Here is a 20,577-nt window from a genome sequence, read left to right as displayed (position 1 = left end):
CAAGGTGTAGGGGCAATTTATGTAGACGAAAAGCGGCTTCCCGCAGGGTATTGCCTCTACGGGTGTAACTCACTTCCTATTTCTTCTAAATCTTTCTTTTAAAGATAAGTCTAAAGTCTGTTTCCATACCATAATGAAAGACCAAGTATTAGACCGGATTTTTAATAAACCTTCTTTTCCCCTTAAATTTGAACGCCTGGAACTTGATGAAAATTTCTGCATCATCGATACATCCGAGCAAGTACAACGATTTGCAGAACATCCTGAGGACGTGATTCGGGGAAAAGATATCCGGCTAAGTTTTCCTGAGTTGAGAGGACTTGAAAATATCCTGAAATCTCTTCTACAAGGAGAGCAAGAACTGTTTGAATTACCAGCAGTTGAACGATATTCAGAGCATAATCTTTATGTATATATAGATATATATATTATCGGCGAACAGCAAGAAAATAAATTAATTATCCTGATTGAAGATGTTACCGACAGGCTTGTTTTAAAGCAAAAGCTAGCACAGCAAGCTAATGAAACGAATCTGCTATCAAGTGCTTTAATCTCATGTGAAAACTACATGGAACAGGTAATCACTTCAATGGCAGATGCTTTGTTAGTAACAAGTAACACAGGAAAAATAAAAAGAATTAATCATGCGGCTCAAAAGCTATTTGGTTTTAGGGAAGAAGAATTAATTAATCAACCAATATCACTGATTATTGACAATAATCAGATATTACTAAAAGCTATTTATCAGCATTCTTATTTGAAGCAAAAATTACAGAATCTAGAGGTAGTTTGTCGAACAAAAACTAGAGAAAAGCTGTTGATTGCTTTTTCTTGTTCAGTGATTGCAAAAAAAACAGAAGGACTAGAAGATATTGTCTACATTGGTCGAGATATTACTGCTTGGCAGCACCGAGAACAGCGTACAAGTGCCCAATATGCTATCACTCGGATATTATCAGAATCTCAAAGTATCAAGCAGGTAATTCCGCAAATTTTGCAGTCGATTTGTCAAAATCTAGGGTGGGATTTAGCCGAACTTTGGACACCAAGTCAATATATTGGCACTTCAGTACCAGGAGATAGTTTTAATGCAGTACTAAGGTGTGTGGAAATTTGGTCAAGTCGATTGATTTCTGTCCGAGAATTTAAAGCAATCACGTGGCAAACTACCTATACCCCTGGCGCTGGCTTACCTGGTCGAATTTGGATTAGACGTTTGCCTTTGTGGATTAAAGATATCACAGAAGATGGAGATAAAAGGCGATCGCAAGCTGCGACTGAGGCAGGATTACACGCAGCTTTTGGCTTCCCGATCTTAGATGATAATGAAATCTTAGGAGTGATGGTTTTCTTCAGTCGGGACGTACAACCAAAAGATAAAGACCTCTTGCAAATGATGGGTTCTATTGGTAGCCAAATCGCCCAGTTTATCAAACGCAAACAAGTAGAAAATGCTCTTAGAGAAAGTGAAGAACGATATCGAGATTTATTTGAAAATGCTAATGACTTGATTCAAGCTGTCAATGCTTATGGACGTTTTTTGTATGTTAATCGCGCTTGGCGAAAAACTCTGGGATATAGCGAAGCTGAAATTGCGAACATGAGTGTTTTCGATATTATACATCCAGAGTTTAAACAACACTGTTTGCAAAGGTTTTATCGCGTGCTATCAGGAGAAAAGCTTGGGCAAGTAACAGCTACATTCGTTACTAAAGATGGTCAAACAATCTTTCTAGAAGGTAACATTAACTGTAAATTTGTCGAAGGTCATCCGGTTGCGATTCGCGGCATTTTTCGTAATGTCACCCAGCGACTAGCCGCTGAAGCAGCGCTGCGCCAACAGCAAGAAGAAACCGAACGTTTATTGCTAAATCTTTTGCCAGCAGCAATTTCCCAAGAGATTCAAGAAGAAGCAGCTAGTATTGCCGAAGACTTCATTGATGTCGCAGTTTTATTTGCAGATATCATCGGCTTTAGCGAAATTGCTGCTTCTATGAGTGCAATTCAACTAGTTAACTTACTCAACCCAATTTTCTCAGCTTTCGATTGCCTCACCGAAAAACATGGTTTAGAGAGAATCAAGACTATTAACGATGCTTATATGGTAGTTGGCGGCTTGCACACACCCCACCAAGATTGTGCTAAAGCGATCGCTATTATGGCACTGGATATGCAAACTGCGATCGCTCTTTTCAATACTGAGAATAACCAAAACTTCAGCATCCGTATCGGCATCCATAGCAGTTCCGTAGTGGCAGAAGAAATCGATCTAAACGAGTCGTCTACTTGCGATCTCTGGAGAGACACACTAAGCATCGCTAGCTGTATGGAATCCCAAGGTATTGCTGGTAAAATCCAGGTAACAGAAGATATTTATAAATCCTTGTGTAATGAATTTTTATTTGAAAAACGGGGTGAAATCAAAGTTAAAGGCAAAGAGAAGATGACAACTTATTTATTAATTGGACGCAAGGCATGAGAAGCATTGGGCATTGAAAAGAGGCAGAGGGGCGGGGTGTGGAGGGGAAAACTCTTCTCCCTTACTCCCTGCTCCCTGCTCCCTTGCTTCTTCCCTGCCCCCTGCCTCTTTCCTAGTGAGTATTGGGAATCAGCCGACCACAGGGATAAGTCGCTGTTTGCTGTGAAGCACTTTCAGCAACTACTGCTGGAATCCGATCTGATGGTTGGGTTTTGGCTGCTAGATAGTCTTTTTGCAGTTTATCTAAAATAGCTTCTCGCCTGTCGTAAATACGCTTCAGGGGACGAGGTTGGCATTTATTCAACACATACGCTGTTACTAGTGGTAAAGCGATCGTGCTATCGGTATAACAAACGATTGTGTTAGGTAACTCATCTGGGTCAATCTTACCCCAACTGACAGCTTCCGATGGGGTTGCCCCAGATAAACCGCCTGTATCTGGACGCGCATCGGTAAACTGCACAAAGTAATCGTGTCCTCTTTCTTCTAGTCCTAAAACCTCGTGAAGTTGCGGTTGAGTTTGTAGTAAAAAGTTCTTAGGACTACCGCCGCCGAGAATTACAGCTGCACTTTTACCTCCTGATTCACGGGCATTATATGCGATCGCTGCTGTCTCATTTACGTCAATTGATGGATCTATCACTAACTGCGAACCTTCCAATGCTAGAGCTGCCACATTCATCCCAATTGAGCTATCTCCTGGAGAAGACGTATAAATCGGTACGCCGTATTCATAAGCTGTAGCTAACAAACAAGAATGTTGCACACCCAATTGCTTTTCGACTTCTCGGACATATTTACCTAGTAAATGGTGAAACTCAGCCGTTCCCATCCGCTTTTGAAATGCTTCTCCTTGGAGAATTTTGCGGATAAACGCATCAGTTTCTAGCAGCACATCGTAACCAAAGATAATGTCGTAAATGCGAATAGTGCCTTCTTGGCGCAGTTTCACATCATCCAAAAATGGATTACCAGCAAAAAGTTCAAAACCTAATCCGTAGTGCATATCGTGGTAAAGATTTGCACCAGTACTAATCATCCAGTCAATAAAGCCGTTGCGAATTAAGGGTGCAAGCGCTGAAACCCCAAATCCTGCTGGCGTCATCGCACCGGAAAGGCTAACTCCCACCGTAACACCTTCCGTTAGCACATCGCGACTCAGTAGTTGACAGATTTCCCGTAACCGCGCTGAGTTGTAAGCGGTGAAGTATTGATCGATCAAATCCACCACATTGATATCATTCGATATAGGTGTGGGTGCGATTTTTTGACCCAGCTGTTTAGACATTTTGGCACTCCCGAACAGTAAACACGCCCGAATCAATGTTATCTAGCTTTGAGCCAAAGTGACAGCATGAAAAAGAGGGAAGGGAGCAGGGAGCAAGGGGGAAAGTTCAAATAGGGATTCGACCCAATCAATTCGAGAACCACTTGTAAGAAGTGGGGGAATCAGACCTATGCAGGACTTACGCAACTGGCACAATGCGATCGCTAATCATTAGTACATAAATACTATATTACTGACGCAGTTGGCACAATTAAAGTCTTTAGCCTATCAAACTGGTCAGATTATTTATCAAATCAAGCATAAATTATTTTCTAATTATTTGATTCAGCAACTCAAACGCCCAGATATTCATATGTCCTTGGTTTGAATTAAATTTTTGTGTGATGTAGTACCTGAACCCGCTATTATTTGTGCCAGTTGCGTAAGTCCTGACTAAAATAAAATTACACGATATTGTTTGTTAATTTGACTTGCACAATCATATCGTTGTAATCTTTGTCACCACCATTTACTAAATCTTCAAAACCAAAACTGTTATTTCCCAACAGTCGAATATGATCTACTTTATCTGAGTTAGCACCTAAGAATGAGAAGTAAACATCTGTATTCGCATTACCATTCTCAATGGCATCGGGTTTAGCATTAACAATAATAAATGGTGCAAACAAAGAACCACTCTCGAAAGTGCCAGTGTAATTTACTGTAGCTTGATTGTTCACAGTCAAATCAATTCCCACAACACGGCTACGCACAGCAGCTTGAGTGTAACCAGCTTGTCCAACAAGAATGTCAGCCTGTCCATCACCGTTAGTGTCAATTCCACCATTTTCATCAGCGATTTTATAGAAGCCAACATAGTTGTTATATATTGCTTCTCTATTGACTATAAATTCACCTGTTATTGGTTCTGTTACACTCCGTAAATCAATCAGTTCGCCTTGATATTTACCTTGCAGAGCAGTGCCTAAAGATGTCTCTTCATTGGTTGGCTGAATATCTATAACCAAATTTTGGAAGTTAAGAGAAAACCCTTCTTCTTGTTGGGTATTGTTAGTTATTTTTGAGGAAAAGGAGACATTTGACAAAGAGGTTTTTCTGGACAGTATAGCTTGAGTAGTGCTGTCGGATACCAGATAAAATCTCAGTTTGGTATCAGAGTCAAATTCTAATATATTTATCAGGTCTGTGGGATTGAAACCATTAGGTAGATTGGCAAGGGTGGACAAAATCACCCTTGAACGCGAAAGAGCCGCTTGCGTATAGCCTTGTGTGCCAGGAGCTATGCCATTAATTCTACCTTCTTCATCGTCAACGGTAAATACACCCAGTTCATTTACCTTGTCAGAGGTATTGTTTTTAATCTTGATTGAAAGTTTTCCTTTATCACCTTGATTGTTCGTGTTAGTCTTGACACTAAAGATATCCGCTGTAATATTTGTCAACAGGGGAAACTGGACAGTAGGAATTGTAGGAGTCTCCAGGGCAACCGTCGTGAGTGTAAACACATCAGTGGCCGTAGCTCCAGCACTATCTGTAGCGGTAACTTTGATGTTGAGACTACCTACATCCTGATTCGTAGGAGTGCCACTGAAGGTATTGGTAGTCGGATTGAAGTTCAACCAAGTGGGCAGTAATTCATCATTTTCCAGAGTTGCAGTGTAGGTGAGGATGTCTTCGGTATCTGCATCACTGAAGGTATCAGCACCAAAAGTAAAGCTGAAAGCTGTATCTTTTTGAGCTGTCTGATCGGCGATCGCATTTTGTAAACTGGGTGGAGTATTTAACTCTCCCGTCGCCCCGAAAAAGGCTAAATACCCAGCCGAAGCTGTTTTCTCAACTGTGATACTTTCAAGTGTCTTAGTTGTATCCGCTGACAACCTTAACCCAAATATCGCCGCATCATTACTATTTTCAAAGCCAGTCCCATCAGCCTTACTGCGGTCTAAGCCATCAATTAAATAGTAGAGCGTTGTTGATGGGGTAATTTCCTCATACCAGTCTGGAATCGTTTGGCTATTAGTTGTTTGGGTTGTACCATCACTATAGTTCAAGGTGAAGCGGACATTACTCCTTGCTTCCGTTGAATTTAAGGCCAGATGCACATAAGCATACTGACCGCTCGAAACATTAAACGTAAAACTCCCAGTGGAAGTTGTAATTAGACGAGCATTATTACCGTTGTCACTGTTTCTATAACTGAGTTGAATATCTGGATTAAAATTAGTAGCCCCAAAAAATCCGTCATCTGGGAGTCCATTACCCAAAGTACTATTAGCAAAAGTAGCGAAGGATTGAGTTATTAAAGCATAGTTGGCTCCATCAATCGGCGTTTGGTTGGTGTCAGTGACTCCTTCGGGACGGTTAACAATGACATCAACATTTAATACTGATGAGACATCAAATGGTACTGTGGAGCCTAATATACCTGGATAATTTGCTATTGCTTGATGATTAAAAGCCAGTTGGGGTGTAATCTCACCCACACTCACTTCTAAATCCCAATTTCCTCCTAACGCTGCATTACCCGTTTTTGTGGCGGAAGCGGCAATTTTAGCACCGGTTAAGGAATGTAGTTTGTGGAGAAATTCCTCTCCCGCATCACCAGCAGCAACATTACAACCGTATAAAACTAAATTGAGATTTTCTCTTGAACATCCCTGTAACTGGGGCGCATAATCTTTTAAGGTATCAAGGCTCAGTTGGCTATTACCTAAATAAAGACATCCTGGCGCACCGTGAGAAACAATGTGAACTGTCTGTACATTTTGGCGTTGTTTTAATACTTTTGTAATTTGCTCTACACCGTCTCGTTGTGCTGACAGAATAATAGTTTCAACGCTTCTTAAAGTTCCTTTGATAAGAATTTCTGCGTCACTGACAAAAGGATCGATAAACAGGATTTGTACTGTAGAGCTATTTGTATATGCCAGAGTAGATGCACTGCTGATTATAGGATTCAAAGACATGACAAATTTCTCACAACTACTTGTTTAACGTAAGTAAGAGCAATTCAAAAAAATTTATCTCAGCGATTCTATTAAAAAATTAAAGCTCAAACTCCTTCCTTATATCCACTTGAAAAATTAGGTCTTATTTTTCTTTCCCTGGAGTAGTGGAAGATTAGTATAAAACTACAATTTTATTTTTGAGAATATCCTGAGATTGAAAAGCCTGTTTGATATTAAATTTATCAGTTTGTTTACTACAACAGTATTTTTACTGAGAATACTCGTGAATGTCCCAATTAGAGCAGTCAACGTACATAATGGATGACTCATTTGACGGTCAGCCTGCTCGTATCGCTTACCTTTGTTTCACCAGTCCCAATCAAAAGACTCAAACCTTTTGGGATTTTGAGCAGACTGTATGTTCAATGTTTGTAGGCTATTAGTATTTATGTACTAATAATTAGCGATCGCATTATGCCAGTTGCGTAAGTCCTGTTATAAATAAATGAGGGGATTTAACAAGGACGCACTGAAGTTTTGTGATATGCGTAATCTCATCAAAATAAAAACTTTTTACTTAAAGTTTTGATAAAGTCAGCGTTTAATTACGTAGTTGAATTGATTTTTTCCAACCAAGTTGGTATGATAGCTTCAATCGAAAATACAAACTTGTATAAAAAATACGCCATAAATAATGTTTTATGTTGTTAGGAACAAAGTTTTTTCAAAAATCATTAATGGTGATTCTGGGATTAGTATTAACTACTGTTTCTACCGCTCAACCCTCCAAAGCTGCTAGCTTTAATTATCAGGGAGATACAACAAATGAACCAATTTGGCGGCGTGTAGCACCAGGGAATCCTCCCACTCTGATCAGTGGTGAAAAAGATGGAAATTTGGGCATGAGTGTACCTTACACTGTATTTGATTTTACGGTGGATCAATCAGGTTTATATACTATAAGTGGTGAATCTCAACTTACGCCACCTGCAAATAGAAAATGGGATATTTTCTTAGCTTTATATCAGGAAAATTTTAATCCTACTGAACAATTAAGCAATGTTCTGATCGCAAATACTACTACTAATGGTAGTGCTGTTACTTTCAACCAAGAACTCCTGACAGGGCAGAAATACTTTTTAGTTACTACCGGTCGTCGAGTGAATGATTTTGGTGGGTTTAGCAACACAATAAGTGGTTTGGGTCAAATTACACCAATTCCTGAATCAGATTTAATATCTGCCATGTTAGCCACAGGTGGTATAACTTTACTATTGTATAAGCGAAAAGTAGTTTTAAAAATATAGCATTTCTAAATAGATTATTTCTAAATAGATTATATTGACGAAACCCAATCACTATTGCACAGTCTTTCAATTTCATCTCAGACATCTGTGTTAGGGCTTGGTGGTAAGCAGGTGTCCACAGTTATTCTATTATCTAATTTTTTCAATATTCAATAGTAAACGGAGAAATGTTTTATGCGTTTTAACCGCAATATACCCATTGCATCTTTAATATTATCGATGCTGGTTTTATGGCAGCCTACTTTAGCTGAATCAAGGAGCGATCTTCGCTGGGAACGAGGAGAGAAAATACCTTCTGTGTGGAATAAAAATAAGTGTCTTGGAGGTTCTTCACCAAGTTTTCGCTTGGGTGGAGAACTCAATAATCCAGCCACCTATAACTTGCAAAACCTGAGAAATTTGCGAGATTTGTTAAAAAACCAGAATCCAGCATTAGTTACTGAAATTACTGTGAGCTTTCAAACCGGAGCAGGGCCACAAACAGAAACATATTATGGAATCCCCCTATGGGAATTGATTAATAATTCAAAAGCCGGAGGTGGTCTCAAACCTGGAAATTATGGGGTGAATCCTAAAAACTCTTTTCTGAGGCAATATGTTCTAGTTGAAGCCACAGATTGTTATGGTGCAGTCGTAGCTATTGGTGAAATTCAACCTAACTTTGAAGGTAAAACAGTGCTAGTTGCATTTGAAAAAAAAGCTAGTGATGGTAGAGTCGTACCTTTAATAAATGAAGGATTTGCTCGTTTAGTAGTTCCAGGTGACAAAGCTGGAGGTCGTTACGTTAGTAATGTGAGAAATATAGTCATATTATCTGCTCCTGCTTCTCCTTTGAAACCAAAATATTTCTGAAAACTTGTCTGATTCGAGATGCCTATAACGGAGAGTTTTCTACAGAATAGCTCGAAGTGAGTAGATAAATTGTGGCGATCGTTTTAATAAGCGATCGCCACAATTTATCTAACTATTTTGGTAATCTCTGTAAAGTATATAGAACTAATATCTGAGTTATAGATAAGTGTCAAGCAATACCTTTCGCTTAAGGGGAAAAGGGGAAGGGTAAAAGGGAAAAGAAAAACCTTTAACCTTTACCCCTTAACCTTTACCCCAAACCCAATTTCAAGTTAAACATGCACAAAGCGAACAGTATTGAGTGTCAAGATATTATCGACGAGTAGATTCGGTTGTTTGTAAAGATGTTGTTTACGAATTTTCCGAGCAAGCACTACTACCACACACCAGACACGAAGGATCGTGATAAGAATGTCGTTTAGCAAATTCCATTCGCATCAAATCTATTGTCAGCAGTTGTGACAATAGAGGTTGACTAAACTTAGTAATCAACTTTATTACCTCTAATGCACTAAGACAAGCTAATGTCCCAGAAACAGCACCGATAACCGAAAACCCACGCTGATCCCAATCTGGCTTTTCTGGGAACAAGCATGATAGACAAGGAGTGACACCAGGAATAATCGTTGTCAGATAAGCTTCCATTCCGTCCATTGCAGCTTCCACCATTGGTTTTTGCCAGCGCACGCAAGCTTGGTTGAGCAAATTCCGCTCTGTGAAATTGTGGGCGCAATCAACAGCTATATCAGCAGATTGCACTAAAGAGTCTACATTCTCTTTTGTAACGTAATCATGAACTGCTTCCACCTGAATATCAGGATTAATAGCTTGCAGGGTTTCTCTGGCTTTGAATACTCTTGGCTTACCTACCCAATCATTTGTCATGAGAACCTGACGATTCAGATCATCCAGCCGTAAGTCACCACCCCGAACTAGGATTAGCCGCCCAACACCCGCTACTGCCAAATAAAGTGCTGATGTACCGCCTAATCCCCCTACACCTGTAACCAATACTGTTGCAGACTTCAAGCGCTTTTGTCCTGCTTCTCCAAAATTGGGAAGCATCATTTGGCGGTGATAGCGTTCTAACTCACTGGGTGTTAAGTTCATCGCTTTTTATCTCTTTATCAGTCGTAAAATTTATCACCTAGTTGGTAGAAAGTATTGTAGTTCTATATACACTTTTCTGATTTATTACTTGTAAAGTTGGTATTTTTTCTAGACAATATTAAAGAAGGGATGTATAAATATAGCGATTCTACGACGGGCTACGCCTCAATACTTGTCGGGTTTTGGGAAAAAGGAGAAAGAGGAAAGAAAAAACCTTTAACCTTTAACCTTTTCCCCAAACCCAATGTCGAGTTAAAAATGCAAAACCTACGCAGTATTGGGCTACGCCTACACAAATCAATACTGTTTGGTTATGTCTTTGTGATGATTCATCGCATCTTTGCGATCTATAATTTTCATCAAAAAATCTTAACCGAACTGTATTGGATTGCGAATAATGAAATAAACCCCACAGTTTTGCTATGGGGTCTTTAAGGCATTATTTCTTTCTAGTGGGATATACAGGAATGACTGATGCAGATATTAGTATGGCATCTACAACTGCTGCCTTTGGGTCTTTTGGGCGGTGTCAAAGGACTTGTGTCTGTATCCTACCTCGACCTACTGTAGCGATCGCAATTCTATGAGCGATCGCTCTACATGGGGCAGTCAAACTGCCCCTCTTAATAGAATCCCAACAATTACTTTAGTCTACGGCAATTATTACGTCTGATGATTTGACTATGGCATATACTTCTTTGCCTTCAGTGAGTTTCAGACTTTCTGCTGATGATTTGGTAATAATTGAAGTTACTTCTACTCCAGGTGCAATTTCTAATGTCACTTCTGTATTTACAGATCCTACTACGATGCTTTTAACTGTACCTTTGAGAGCATTGCGAGCGCTAACTTGCATTTTATGATTCTTCCTCGTGTTTCTCTTAACACATTAACAATAACAGTTAGTTACAGTAAATGGGACTGGGGACTGGGGATTAGGGATTGGGTGTCAAACCCTTAAAATTATGGTGGGGGAGGAACGCCGCGACCAGTTAAGATACTGCGACAACAGCACGGTCATTTACTAGCTTGCCATCTTCCATGTAGACAATGCGATCAGCAATATCTAGAATGCGGTTGTCATGAGTAACCAAAAGAATGGTGCAATTTTGCTCCTTAGCTAATTTTTGCATCAGGTTGACCACATCTCGTCCCGATTTACTATCAAGGGCGGCGGTAGGTTCATCCGCTAAAACAATTTTAGGACGACCAACTAAAGCACGAGCGATCGCAACTCTTTGTTTTTGTCCTCCAGATAAATCATCAGGATAGTAATTCAGGCGATGACCTAATCCTACCTCCTCTAACATTTGGGCTGACCGGGTTTTCATTTCTGCCGGCGAAATATTATTATGCACTTCCAAGCCCATTCTGACGTTCTGGAGTACTGTCAGGCTACCGTGCAAGTTGTGCGCTTGGAAAATATAACCGTTATTGCGTCGCACTTGGGTAAGTTGTGCTGTACTAGCGCCACAAAGTTCTTGTCCCAATATCTGCAAACTACCAGATTGGGCAGAACGTAAGCCGCCTGATAAGGTGAGAAGTGTAGTTTTACCAGAACCAGAAGGCCCAGTCATAATAATAATTTCGCCTGCATTAATATCCAGGTTGATATCAAAAAGAACTTGCTTACGAAGTTGACCATGACCAAAATAGTGGTCGAGATTTTTAACAGAGATGACGGGAAACATACTAAATTTTAGATTTTAGATTTTAGATTTTGGATTTTGAATTGGTAATTAGGGACTGGGGACTAGGAATTAAAAGTTAATATTCAACACCCAGTACCCAATACCCAGTCCCCATTTTTTAAAACATATCTGCGGGGTCAGCAGATTGTAATTTCCGAGTAGCGATCGCACCCGAAATTATACACATAATCATTGTTAGGATTAGCACTGTGGAGGCGCGTGCTACGGTCATGTAAAGTGGTAAATTGGTGGCATTGCGAGTTAGAGCATAAAGTCCTAAAGGTGCGATCGCTCCTGGGATAAAGCCCAAAATTGCCAAAATAATCGCCTCTTCAAACACCACACCTAATAAATAAAGATTGTTATATCCCATTGCCTTGAAAGTGGCGTATTCTTTGATATGGGAATTTACATCTGTAGAAAGAACTTGATAGACGATAATCACGCCCACCATAAATCCCATTCCTACACCCAGGCTGAAGATAAACCCGATGGCTGTATTTTTTTTCCAATAATCTGTTTCAAATTCGATAAATTCTGCTTTGGTCAAAACTTTAACATCATTATCTAAATGAGATGCTAAAGCTGCTTTCACCTGTTTTATGTCATAGCCTGGTTCTAGTTGAACCAACCCTAAACTGACACTACTTGCTTCTCGCTTCGGAAATAGCTGCAAGAAATTCTGGTCGCTGGTAATCAGGTTTCCATCAGCCGCAAAGGAAGCGCCGATGGAAAATAAGCCGCTAATGGTAATCGTCCGGCGGTCAATTTCAGTTGTAACAGGTTTGCCTTGTGCAACTTGAGCGATCGCTTCTTGATAATCTCCTCTAGAAGCGCGATCGAACAGCAGAGTATCTGGTAGCTTCACTCGATCTATCTGGCTGTTCACATCCGGTAAGTCAAAGGCTGGCTTTTCAGGATTGATCCCGATAACTAGCACAGATGTCTTTTGGCGTGTTTTCGGATTCTTCCAATCGACAATGCTGATATACATTGGTTCTGCTGACTTCACTCCTTGTACATCCATTGCCTGATACAGCCGCCGCCGTGTAAAGGTGGACGCATTTAACACGTTACGGGCTTGAGGACTAACTAGCAAAATGTCAGCCTGTATACTTTTATGCAGCTTAGTATTACTTTCAAATAAGGCGGTCTGAAACCCTAGCTGCATGAACATAAGAACATCAGCGAAAGCAATACCTCCCAATGCCACCAACAGACGGCTTTTTTCGTGACTCAGTTGCAGCCATCCTAAAGGGGTTCGCTGCCGCAATTGTTGAATAAATCCAATCATAGTTCTATCACTGCCTTTACTTGTAGATTGGTAAACTTGGCAGCTTTGACGCTAGATGCTTCATCTAATCGCACATGCACTTCCACTACTCTGCCGTCAATATTGCTAGAAGGATCGCTGTTGACGAGATTTTGCCGCTGTACCTGCATCCCCATCCAATCGACGGTTCCCTGTAATTCTCCAGGAAGGGAATCACTGATTACCTTTACCCGTTGCCCCGATCGCACTTTGTTAATATCACTTTGGTAAACTTCTGCGACTGCATACATCTGATCGGTTCGACCGAGTTCTACAATTCCGTCATTAGAAACGGTTTCTCCGGCTCGTGTATTAATCTTTAAAATTTGTCCAGCTTCAGGTGCGCGGACATAAGCTTGATCGAGTTGCGCTCTAATTTTTGCCACAGTCGCTTGAGCGCTGTCTACCTCTGCTTGGGCGTTGGCAATGTCTGTAGGACGGACTTCAGCCGTTTGGTTAAGGGTGGCTTTAGCTTCGTTAATCTGCTGTTGCAAGCTAGCGAGGGTTTGGTTGCGGTTCGCTTTAGCTTCTTTAATCTGCTGTTCTAAAGTAGCGACAGTTCTTGTCTTATTGGCTTGGTTTTCAATTACCTGCTGAGTAGAAGTTTCTGCACTCAAGCGTTTTTGATCGGCTTGCTGACTGGAAATTGCCCCTGCTTGATATAAAGCTTCGTAGCGTTGCACTTCTACTTGAGCATTCCGCTTTTCGGCGGCGACGCGATCCACTGTTGCTTGTAAACTCTCTCGTTGTCCTTGCAAGTCTGCTTCTAGGCGATCGATTGTGGCTTGCTGGATTTTGATATTTCCCTCTAATTCGACTTGCAGACGGCTGACAGCAGCTTGTTTTGCTCCAATTTCTCCCTGTTTTGCTCCCGCTTTTACTTTGTTAAGGTTGGATTGGGCAACTTGAACTTGTTTTTGAGCTTCCACTAAACTTGCTTGTAAGCGATCGCGACTGTCCATGACTGCAATTACCTGCCCAGCCTTGACGCGCTCGCCTTCTTTTACCAATAGCTTCTGAAGCAAACTTCCCTCAGTAGAAGTTGTTGCAGACAGTTTTATAACTTCTCCATTTGGTTCTAAGCGTCCCAATGCTGTAACTGTTTTTACCACTGGCTGAACAGCTATTGGTGTGGCTGGCTTCTCATTAGCGGTCGCCTGAAACTTTAGCACCGTGTAAACACTAGCTCCACCTATTGCTAGTGATGCAATTATTGCTAGTGTGGTAGGCGATCGCAAAAGATTTTGGGGAGACTTTAAATCCTCTAATTTCCAGTTCTGCACCATCGTGTTCACCTTTCCCCATTAGTAACTTGTACTAAACTGTTCAGTTCAATTCATGCTAAACTAAACGGAGTAGTTTAGTCAAGACCGCCAAACTAAAATTCTCAATTTAATCGGTCACGCCAGGACTAAGGGCAGGGAGAAGAGGAAATTGGGAATAAAAGGTAGAAAGAGGAGATTTTTCTTCATCCTCCTTGCACCCCGCACCCCGCTCCCTTGCGTCTTCATCCCCCCAATCCCCAGTCCCTTTTCCAAGAAGTTTGCATTGAGTTATACACCAGAATGCTTGTCACAACTGGATTAATGACGTAAGGTAAATTGCCGCATCTATTAAAATTGTTTATAAGAGAGGATAATTAATAAATGGTACGGATTAAAGCTGACGAAGTTGATCGAGATCATTCTGTTGATAAAGTAGAGCAAATTCTGCAAGGGGCAATGCAGGAGTTCCTACAAAATGGCTATGCTGGTACAAGTATGGATCGGGTAGCGGTAGCTGCGGGTGTTTCTAAAGCGACAGTCTACAGCCACTTTCAAGATAAAGAAGGACTGTTTAAAGTACTTTTAGAGCAACTGGCAAGCAAAAAAAACGACTCCATTTTTGGCACAGAACCTATTGAAGGAGAACCAGCAGCGGTACTGCATCACTTAGGAACCAAAGCATTAGACCTGATGAAGAATGACCAAGAACATACTGCATTTATGCGAGTATTAATAGGGGAATCTGGTCGTTTTCCAGAGTTAGCTCAAATTTGTGTTCAGGCGATGATTAAGCCAGTGACAGAAACTCTCACTCAATATTTGGCCGCTCCTGAGCTAAATATACCTGACCCAGAAGCAACAGCGAGAATTCTCTTAGGGGCATTAGTGCATTTTCATATTACTCAGGATGTCATGCACGGGAGCGATATTATACCAATGGAAAGCGATCGCTTGATTGATGCCTTGACACACCTAATCACTAAATGCGCCGATTGATTTGGTTATATCCCGGCGCGTGGCGCTTGTTTGGTCGGAAAGTTAAATTTACCTTGAGTAACAACAATATTGATTGTCTCCGGCTTTTTTCGTTCCTTACAAGCTGCCACAATACATCTTCGAGCGATCGCCAGATTAACTAAGCAGGAATAACTTGAACAATTAGTGCGCGTTTATCCAACGACTGGATTTTACCTACTTGACTGAGATCGTTTGCAATTCGGTCTAGCAGTTCTCCTGCTTGATCGCGATATTGATGTTCTCGGCCTCGTAAACGGATGGCAAATTTCACAGAATCGCCTTTACTCAACCATTGAACTGCTTTCTCAATGCGTAAATTGTAATCAGCTATACCCACGTTTAGTCCGAACCGAACTTCCTTGACTGTGGGTCTAGCACTCTGGCTCTGACGTTTTTTCTTTTGATACTGAAGCTTCCCATAGTTGAGAATCTTCGCGATCGGAGCATCTTTGCCTTGGGAAACTACAACTAGGTCAAGCTCTAAGCTTTCGGCTAGTTGTAGCGCCTCATTGGTATCGATCAGACCACGATTGTTATTTTCATGGTCAATCAAGAAGACGCTAGGTGACTTGATTTGTGAATTAATCAGTTGCTTTTGGATTGCGATAATGAATTTCTCCCATTTGTTCAATACTTTGCTTTATAAGCAGGTAATGCCAATTTAACACAACACTGAATCAGAGCAACTTTAACAACACAATGGACGGCAATCTGTTAAAATGAGATAATGCGGCACTCGCTCTCAGTCTTTGCGCTACTGCCCATCCAGCTTTTCAATAATTTTTATCCGTCCGCCTAAGACTGACGCCATCATTGGCGACAGGCCGATGTTATTTTTGGAGTCTTATGTCTTTTTCTCATCTCGGCTTGTCCAATGAAATTATCCGTGCTGTTACCGAACGAGGGTACACGGAACCCACCCCAATCCAGATGCAGTCGATTCCTGCTGTATTGTCGGGTAGCGATTTGTTAGCTGGGGCACAAACTGGCACTGGCAAGACCGCTAGTTTCACCCTGCCACTTTTACATCGGTTGTCGTCTAACAAGAGCAAAGGTACGCCTAATGGATACCCACCGATCCGAGCCTTGATTCTCACCCCGACTCGCGAACTCGCGGCCCAAGTGGAAGAAAGCGTGCGCGAGTACGGCAAGTACTTAAATCTCAACTCAATGGTGATTTTTGGCGGAGTCGGGATTAATCTGCAAAAACAGCGTTTGAGGGGTCGAGTGGATATTTTGGTCGCTACTCCTGGGCGACTGCTAGACCACGTACAGCAGGGTACGCTGAACCTATCGCATATTGAGGTTTTGGTTCTAGATGAAGCCGATCGGATGTTGGACATGGGCTTTATTCATGATATCCGCCGCATCCTCTCACTTCTGCCCAAACAGCGGCAAAATTTGCTATTCTTCGCTACTTTCTCAGACAAAATTAAGGCACTAGCCGCCGGACTGCTCAACAACCCAAAAATGATTGAGGTAGCACGCCGCAATGTTACCGCCGAAACGATCGCCCAGAAGATTTATCAGGTAGACCGTGACAAGAAACGCCAATTACTTGCTCATCTAATTCGGCGAGATAATTGGTATCAAGTGTTAGTCTTCACTCGCACTAAATATGGCGCTGACCGTTTGGTGAAGCAGTTGGGTGAAGACCGCATTCAAGCACTGGCAATCCACGGTAATAAAAGCCAGCCTGTGCGTACCAACGCTTTGGCGAAGTTCAAAAATGGCAGCTTGCAAGTACTGGTAGCAACGGACATTGCTGCTAGAGGTCTTGACATCAGCGAACTGCCCCATGTAGTTAACTTCGATCTACCCAATGTACCCGAAGATTATGTACATCGCATTGGCCGCACCGGTCGCGCTGGTGCATCAGGTGAAGCCGTATCGCTGGTTTGCGTCGATGAATACCCTCTATTGAAAGATATCGAAAAACTGATCGAGCAGCGCTTGCCCAGGGAAGTAGTTGCTGGCTTTGGCCCCAACCTCGATATTGAGCCAGAAGCAATCCCCAATGGACGGCAACACAGACAAAAGCCAGGAAGTGACAAGCGTCCGGCTCGTACTGCTAAACTGTCGCCACCGACATCAGCGAAACGTAAAGCCGCACCACCTGCCACCAATGGCGATAAACCTAGCGCTCGTTCGTCTGCATCGCGCCGTTCTGCTAAACGCGATCGCTAATCTCCTTTAACTGTTCAAATAGAAAACCTTTCTCTTGTTAACAAGAGAGAGGTTTTAAACCCGTTTATTCAGATACAACTCGAAAATACCCACTATCGCAGACTTGCTCTAAGCGTACCTCTACGGGGAAGCAAGCTACGCGCAGCGTCTCTAAGGCCATGCCGCAGGCTTTACGCTGCGCTATCCACCAGTCGCACAGAATTCCTTTTCTGTATTCTGGCTCCTGACTCCTGAATTAGACTTCTTGCATAAGTCGGTTAAAGGGTAAGGGTTAAAGGGAAAAGGGATAGAATTTTCCTTTCCCCTTTAACCTTTACCCCAAACCCGATTCCGAGTTAAAAGTGCAAAACCCAAGAAGTATTGGGGCAGGAATAGAAATATCCCTGCCCTACCCATTAAACTTAAGACTGGTAAGCATCGGCCATTCCTACATTAATCCTGGCTTAATCTTTGCTTAAAAATAGCTTAATCATTAGGCATAGATAATGAAAAAGTGAAAAAAATACAATATCCGTAAATAAATATTGTACCTAGTAGGAATACTGATATGCTCAAGAGAAATCTCTTTCTGTTCTTGTTAGCATCATTTTTTGTTGCCCCCGCAGCCAACGCAGATGTTAAGCTGATCGCAATTGGAACCCTGAGTGGTAATATCAGCGATCGCTCCCAGAAAACCTCCGCTCCGCTCGAAAATGGTGTTCAGGGAAACCTCCTTGGTGGTTTTGGGTCAGGACTGGCCTATGCGGGTCGTAACACTTTCATTGCAATCCCAGATCGAGGCCCGAATGCCAAGGCATACAATAGTGCCGTGGATGACACAACATCCTATATCAACCGCTTCCAAACTATCACTGTGGAACTCGAACCAAGTCGATCTCCTTTAGGGTTGCCCTTTACTCTTACTCCTTATTTAGTTGACACGACTCTGCTATCCAGCAATAAGCCTCTATACTACGGTATTGGGTTAGGACTGGGAGTGCCTAACGGTTCCCCTGCCCTGAATGCCAACAACAGCTACTATTTCACTGGACGCTCAGACAACTTCGACCCCACTCAGATATCGACCAATCCCAATAATGCCCGTTTTGATCCTGAAGGCGTGCGTGTATCGAATGATGGTAAGTCCGTCTTTATCTCTGATGAATACGGTCCTTATGTGTACCAATTCGATCGCAAGACAGGTAAGCGCATCAAAGTCTTTACACTCAACAGCAAGTTTGCTGTCAGCAATCTAAATCCTGTTGGTGCTATAGAGATTAGCGGTAACACATCTGGACGTGTGGCAAACAAGGGTATGGAAGGTCTGGCAATTACTCCTAATGGCAAGACCCTAATCGGCATACTGCAAAGTCCGCTGATTCAGGATGGGGGTACTAATGGCGCTTACACCAGAATTGTTAAGATCGATATTGCAACAGGCGCTACTCAAGAATACGCCTATAAGCTAGATAATATCGGCACACCAGCTAAACCGAAATATCCAACAGTAAGTGAAATTTTATCCATTAGCGATCGCGAATTCTTAGTAGACGAACGAGATGGCAAGGGTTTGGGTGATGCTTCTCAGGCTGTCTTCAAGAAGATATATCGTATCGATCTAACTAATGCTCAAGAAGTCAGCAATATCACCGGGGAAAGCAACCTTGCGGGTAAAGAAGTTAGCAAAACCCTCTTCCTTGATGTCGTAGCGACGCTAACTCAGAATGGGATCAGACCAGAAGACATACCTGCCAAGCTTGAAGGTTTGGCTTTTGGGCCAGATGTGGTTATCAACCACACAATCAAGCATACGCTCTTTATCAGCAACGATAACGACTTCGTTGGTACTATAACGTCGGATGCTTTGCATCCAGCAGGTATCGACAACCCAAACAAGTTTTTCGTCTTTGCAATTGATGCTACAGACATTCCAGGCTTCGTACCCCAAAAGATTGAAGGAGAGCATGAATATCGGGGTTCCGGGAAAGAAGGGGAAGAAGATAAGTAGGTAAGTTAGCGTAAATAATTATTGTTGGGATAAGGCAGTTCTTGCTGGGAGCAGGGGGAGAGAGGGTTTGAGCCTTGTTTACTTTTATTCTCACAGTTGGATTTTATTATACCGACTTACTTAGGCACAAATAAACCCAACTATGTAACGAAATACAAAAGGCTTGAAACCCTTGTGATTACTTCACTTAGCTTCATTCAGTTGATAATGACATAGTTATAAATTTTCTCTCCTACCTAGTTGCAAACAATTCAGAGAAGCTCAAGACCATGATGTAGAGACGCGATTTATCGCGTCTTCAGCCTTTAAAAATGATGTCGTACAGTGACAGCAGAATCTCCACCACAATCAGAATCACTACATACCACTCCACTCGCTGACTACTGCTATGCTGCATGAACTCCAACACTGTTTGTGCTGTTTGGGTAATTAGCTCTAGTTTGCGTTCTAAGGCATTGTGACGCTCACGGATTTCGTATTCATCCTCCAAACGCAGATATAAGTTTTCTAGCTGTGGGGACTCCCAGAGCAACTCCGGCTTATCAATGATCTCAACTCGCCCTACAATCTTATGTTGAACTAACAGCGTAGTCCCAAGTTGACGCAGTAATTCCCTACTCTGGCGTCTTCCCCTGTGTTCACGCTGGAGACTAGCCGCAAACGGTTCAATTTGATCGAATACAGCCGCGAGGCTAGTTTCATAATGAGACAGCACAACACTTTTAGCGAGAATATCTGCCACTATCTGCAAGCGTTCTACACTAAATTCATGGAGAAAAATTTTTCCTTCCTTAACTCGCTCACTCTCCACAACGTTGAGATAAACTTCCACCTCTTCTGTTTCCGGGTCGGCAAAAGAGTCACTAACTTGAGAGGATAGTTTGGTTAAGAAGACTGACTTTTCTTTCGGCTCAAGATTAAACAGGACAACTGCACCATAGTCCAGCAGTACCGCACAGCCGTGTTCACCGACTGAAATCATTACTGGCATAGTCGCCAAGCAAACGTAATTCTCCAACGTCTGTAAGTTGATATCTTCACCAAGAAATAGGGCCTGCGCTCTAAATCTATCTCTGTCATTAAAAAGAAGTTTTTGCATTGTCGCCCTATGCTATATTCTGACTGCTGATCTCA

Annotated in this window: 16 protein-coding genes; 7 read left to right on the top strand and 9 right to left on the bottom strand. The window is 42.0% G+C overall.

Features of this window, described 5'->3' with window-relative positions:
* The first annotated feature begins 133 nt into the window (after positions 1-133).
* Complete coding sequence (locus FD723_RS12935) at positions 134-2,479, top strand: adenylate/guanylate cyclase domain-containing protein (protein ID WP_179065687.1); 2,346 nt, start codon at positions 134-136, stop codon at positions 2,477-2,479.
* A gap of 112 nt (positions 2,480-2,591) precedes the next feature.
* Here FD723_RS12935 and speY read toward each other — a convergent pair whose 3' ends face one another.
* Both speY and FD723_RS42140 read right to left on the bottom strand, forming a co-directional pair.
* A complete protein-coding gene (speY, locus tag FD723_RS12930) occupies positions 2,592-3,767 on the bottom strand; it encodes a deoxyhypusine synthase (protein WP_179065686.1) in 1,176 nt (391 codons plus the stop codon).
* A 443-nt stretch (positions 3,768-4,210) separates the two neighbouring features.
* On the bottom strand, positions 4,211-6,733 hold the full coding sequence (locus tag FD723_RS42140; RefSeq protein ID WP_256875174.1) for a DUF4347 domain-containing protein: 2,523 nt from the start codon (positions 6,731-6,733) through the stop codon (positions 4,211-4,213).
* Between the two features lie 683 nt (positions 6,734-7,416).
* Between FD723_RS42140 and FD723_RS12920 the strand changes: the two genes are divergently transcribed.
* Entirely contained in the window at positions 7,417-8,022 is a 606-nt protein-coding gene (locus FD723_RS12920; RefSeq protein ID WP_179065685.1) for a PEP-CTERM sorting domain-containing protein, read from the top strand.
* Positions 8,023-8,196: 174 nt separating this feature from the next.
* Positions 8,197-8,874, top strand: a complete 678-nt coding sequence (locus FD723_RS12915; RefSeq protein WP_179065684.1) for a hypothetical protein — start codon at positions 8,197-8,199, stop codon at positions 8,872-8,874.
* A gap of 351 nt (positions 8,875-9,225) precedes the next feature.
* Here the strand turns inward: FD723_RS12915 and FD723_RS12910 are convergent, their stop codons facing one another.
* The gene (locus FD723_RS12910) at positions 9,226-9,984 is read right to left on the bottom strand and encodes a HesA/MoeB/ThiF family protein (RefSeq protein WP_179065683.1); all 759 of its coding nucleotides are present in this window, start codon (positions 9,982-9,984) and stop codon (positions 9,226-9,228) included.
* 96 nt (positions 9,985-10,080) lie between these two features.
* Between FD723_RS12910 and FD723_RS12905 the strand changes: the two genes are divergently transcribed.
* Positions 10,081-10,419, top strand: coding sequence for a hypothetical protein (locus tag FD723_RS12905; RefSeq protein WP_218651818.1), 339 nt, complete (start codon positions 10,081-10,083; stop codon positions 10,417-10,419).
* Positions 10,420-10,630: 211 nt separating this feature from the next.
* On the opposite strand, the gene FD723_RS12900 is transcribed toward FD723_RS12905, so the two are convergent.
* The 4 genes from FD723_RS12900 to FD723_RS12885 all read right to left on the bottom strand — a co-directional run bounded on the left by FD723_RS12900 (position 10,631) and on the right by FD723_RS12885 (position 14,273).
* Positions 10,631-10,840 (bottom strand): molybdopterin-binding protein, encoded by a 210-nt coding sequence (locus FD723_RS12900; protein WP_179065681.1) that lies wholly within the window; start codon positions 10,838-10,840, stop codon positions 10,631-10,633.
* 136 nt (positions 10,841-10,976) lie between these two features.
* Positions 10,977-11,675 carry a DevA family ABC transporter ATP-binding protein gene (locus FD723_RS12895; RefSeq protein ID WP_179065680.1) on the bottom strand — a complete coding sequence of 233 codons (699 nt, stop codon included), beginning with the start codon at positions 11,673-11,675 and terminating at the stop codon, positions 10,977-10,979.
* Between the two features lie 118 nt (positions 11,676-11,793).
* Complete coding sequence (gene devC / locus FD723_RS12890; protein WP_179065679.1) at positions 11,794-12,969, bottom strand: ABC transporter permease DevC; 1,176 nt, start codon at positions 12,967-12,969, stop codon at positions 11,794-11,796.
* Positions 12,966-14,273, bottom strand: a complete 1,308-nt coding sequence (locus tag FD723_RS12885) for an HlyD family efflux transporter periplasmic adaptor subunit (RefSeq protein WP_179065678.1) — start codon at positions 14,271-14,273, stop codon at positions 12,966-12,968. The genes devC and FD723_RS12885 overlap by 4 nt, the downstream gene beginning before the upstream one ends.
* A gap of 360 nt (positions 14,274-14,633) precedes the next feature.
* Here FD723_RS12885 and FD723_RS12880 point away from each other — a divergent pair, with 360 nt between their 5' ends.
* Positions 14,634-15,248 (top strand): TetR/AcrR family transcriptional regulator, encoded by a 615-nt coding sequence (locus FD723_RS12880; RefSeq protein WP_179065677.1) that lies wholly within the window; start codon positions 14,634-14,636, stop codon positions 15,246-15,248.
* 139 nt (positions 15,249-15,387) lie between these two features.
* Here FD723_RS12880 and infC read toward each other — a convergent pair whose 3' ends face one another.
* Positions 15,388-15,900, bottom strand: a complete 513-nt coding sequence (gene infC, locus FD723_RS12875) for a translation initiation factor IF-3 (protein WP_179065676.1) — start codon at positions 15,898-15,900, stop codon at positions 15,388-15,390.
* Positions 15,901-16,115: 215 nt separating this feature from the next.
* Here infC and FD723_RS12870 point away from each other — a divergent pair, with 215 nt between their 5' ends.
* Both FD723_RS12870 and FD723_RS12865 read left to right on the top strand, forming a co-directional pair.
* Positions 16,116-17,456 carry a DEAD/DEAH box helicase gene (locus FD723_RS12870; RefSeq protein ID WP_179065675.1) on the top strand — a complete coding sequence of 447 codons (1,341 nt, stop codon included), beginning with the start codon at positions 16,116-16,118 and terminating at the stop codon, positions 17,454-17,456.
* 547 nt (positions 17,457-18,003) lie between these two features.
* Positions 18,004-19,443 (top strand): esterase-like activity of phytase family protein, encoded by a 1,440-nt coding sequence (locus FD723_RS12865; RefSeq protein WP_179065674.1) that lies wholly within the window; start codon positions 18,004-18,006, stop codon positions 19,441-19,443.
* A gap of 298 nt (positions 19,444-19,741) precedes the next feature.
* Here the strand turns inward: FD723_RS12865 and FD723_RS12860 are convergent, their stop codons facing one another.
* Positions 19,742-20,542, bottom strand: coding sequence for an RMD1 family protein (locus FD723_RS12860; protein WP_179065673.1), 801 nt, complete (start codon positions 20,540-20,542; stop codon positions 19,742-19,744).
* Between the last annotated feature and the right edge of the window lie 35 nt (positions 20,543-20,577).

Source organism: Nostoc sp. C052 (genome assembly GCF_013393905.1).
Classification (GTDB): domain Bacteria; phylum Cyanobacteriota; class Cyanobacteriia; order Cyanobacteriales; family Nostocaceae; genus Nostoc.
Note: the sequence above shows the minus strand (reverse complement) of the source record. Positions and strands in the feature narration are given on the sequence as shown.

What these genes read in the sequence shown, in the direction of transcription:
- FD723_RS12935 (WP_179065687.1), top strand. Translation starts at nt 134, where the DNA reads ATGAAAGACCAAGTATTAGACCGGATTTTTAATAAACCTTCTTTTCCC.
- speY (WP_179065686.1), bottom strand. Translation starts at nt 3,767, where the DNA reads ATGTCTAAACAGCTGGGTCAAAAAATCGCACCCACACCTATATCGAAT.
- FD723_RS42140 (WP_256875174.1), bottom strand. Translation starts at nt 6,733, where the DNA reads ATGTCTTTGAATCCTATAATCAGCAGTGCATCTACTCTGGCATATACA.
- FD723_RS12920 (WP_179065685.1), top strand. Translation starts at nt 7,417, where the DNA reads ATGTTGTTAGGAACAAAGTTTTTTCAAAAATCATTAATGGTGATTCTG.
- FD723_RS12915 (WP_179065684.1), top strand. Translation starts at nt 8,197, where the DNA reads ATGCGTTTTAACCGCAATATACCCATTGCATCTTTAATATTATCGATG.
- FD723_RS12910 (WP_179065683.1), bottom strand. Translation starts at nt 9,984, where the DNA reads ATGAACTTAACACCCAGTGAGTTAGAACGCTATCACCGCCAAATGATG.
- FD723_RS12900 (WP_179065681.1), bottom strand. Translation starts at nt 10,840, where the DNA reads ATGCAAGTTAGCGCTCGCAATGCTCTCAAAGGTACAGTTAAAAGCATC.
- FD723_RS12895 (WP_179065680.1), bottom strand. Translation starts at nt 11,675, where the DNA reads ATGTTTCCCGTCATCTCTGTTAAAAATCTCGACCACTATTTTGGTCAT.
- devC (WP_179065679.1), bottom strand. Translation starts at nt 12,969, where the DNA reads ATGATTGGATTTATTCAACAATTGCGGCAGCGAACCCCTTTAGGATGG.
- FD723_RS12885 (WP_179065678.1), bottom strand. Translation starts at nt 14,273, where the DNA reads ATGGTGCAGAACTGGAAATTAGAGGATTTAAAGTCTCCCCAAAATCTT.
- FD723_RS12880 (WP_179065677.1), top strand. Translation starts at nt 14,634, where the DNA reads ATGGTACGGATTAAAGCTGACGAAGTTGATCGAGATCATTCTGTTGAT.
- FD723_RS12870 (WP_179065675.1), top strand. Translation starts at nt 16,116, where the DNA reads ATGTCTTTTTCTCATCTCGGCTTGTCCAATGAAATTATCCGTGCTGTT.
- FD723_RS12865 (WP_179065674.1), top strand. Translation starts at nt 18,004, where the DNA reads ATGCTCAAGAGAAATCTCTTTCTGTTCTTGTTAGCATCATTTTTTGTT.
- FD723_RS12860 (WP_179065673.1), bottom strand. Translation starts at nt 20,542, where the DNA reads ATGCAAAAACTTCTTTTTAATGACAGAGATAGATTTAGAGCGCAGGCC.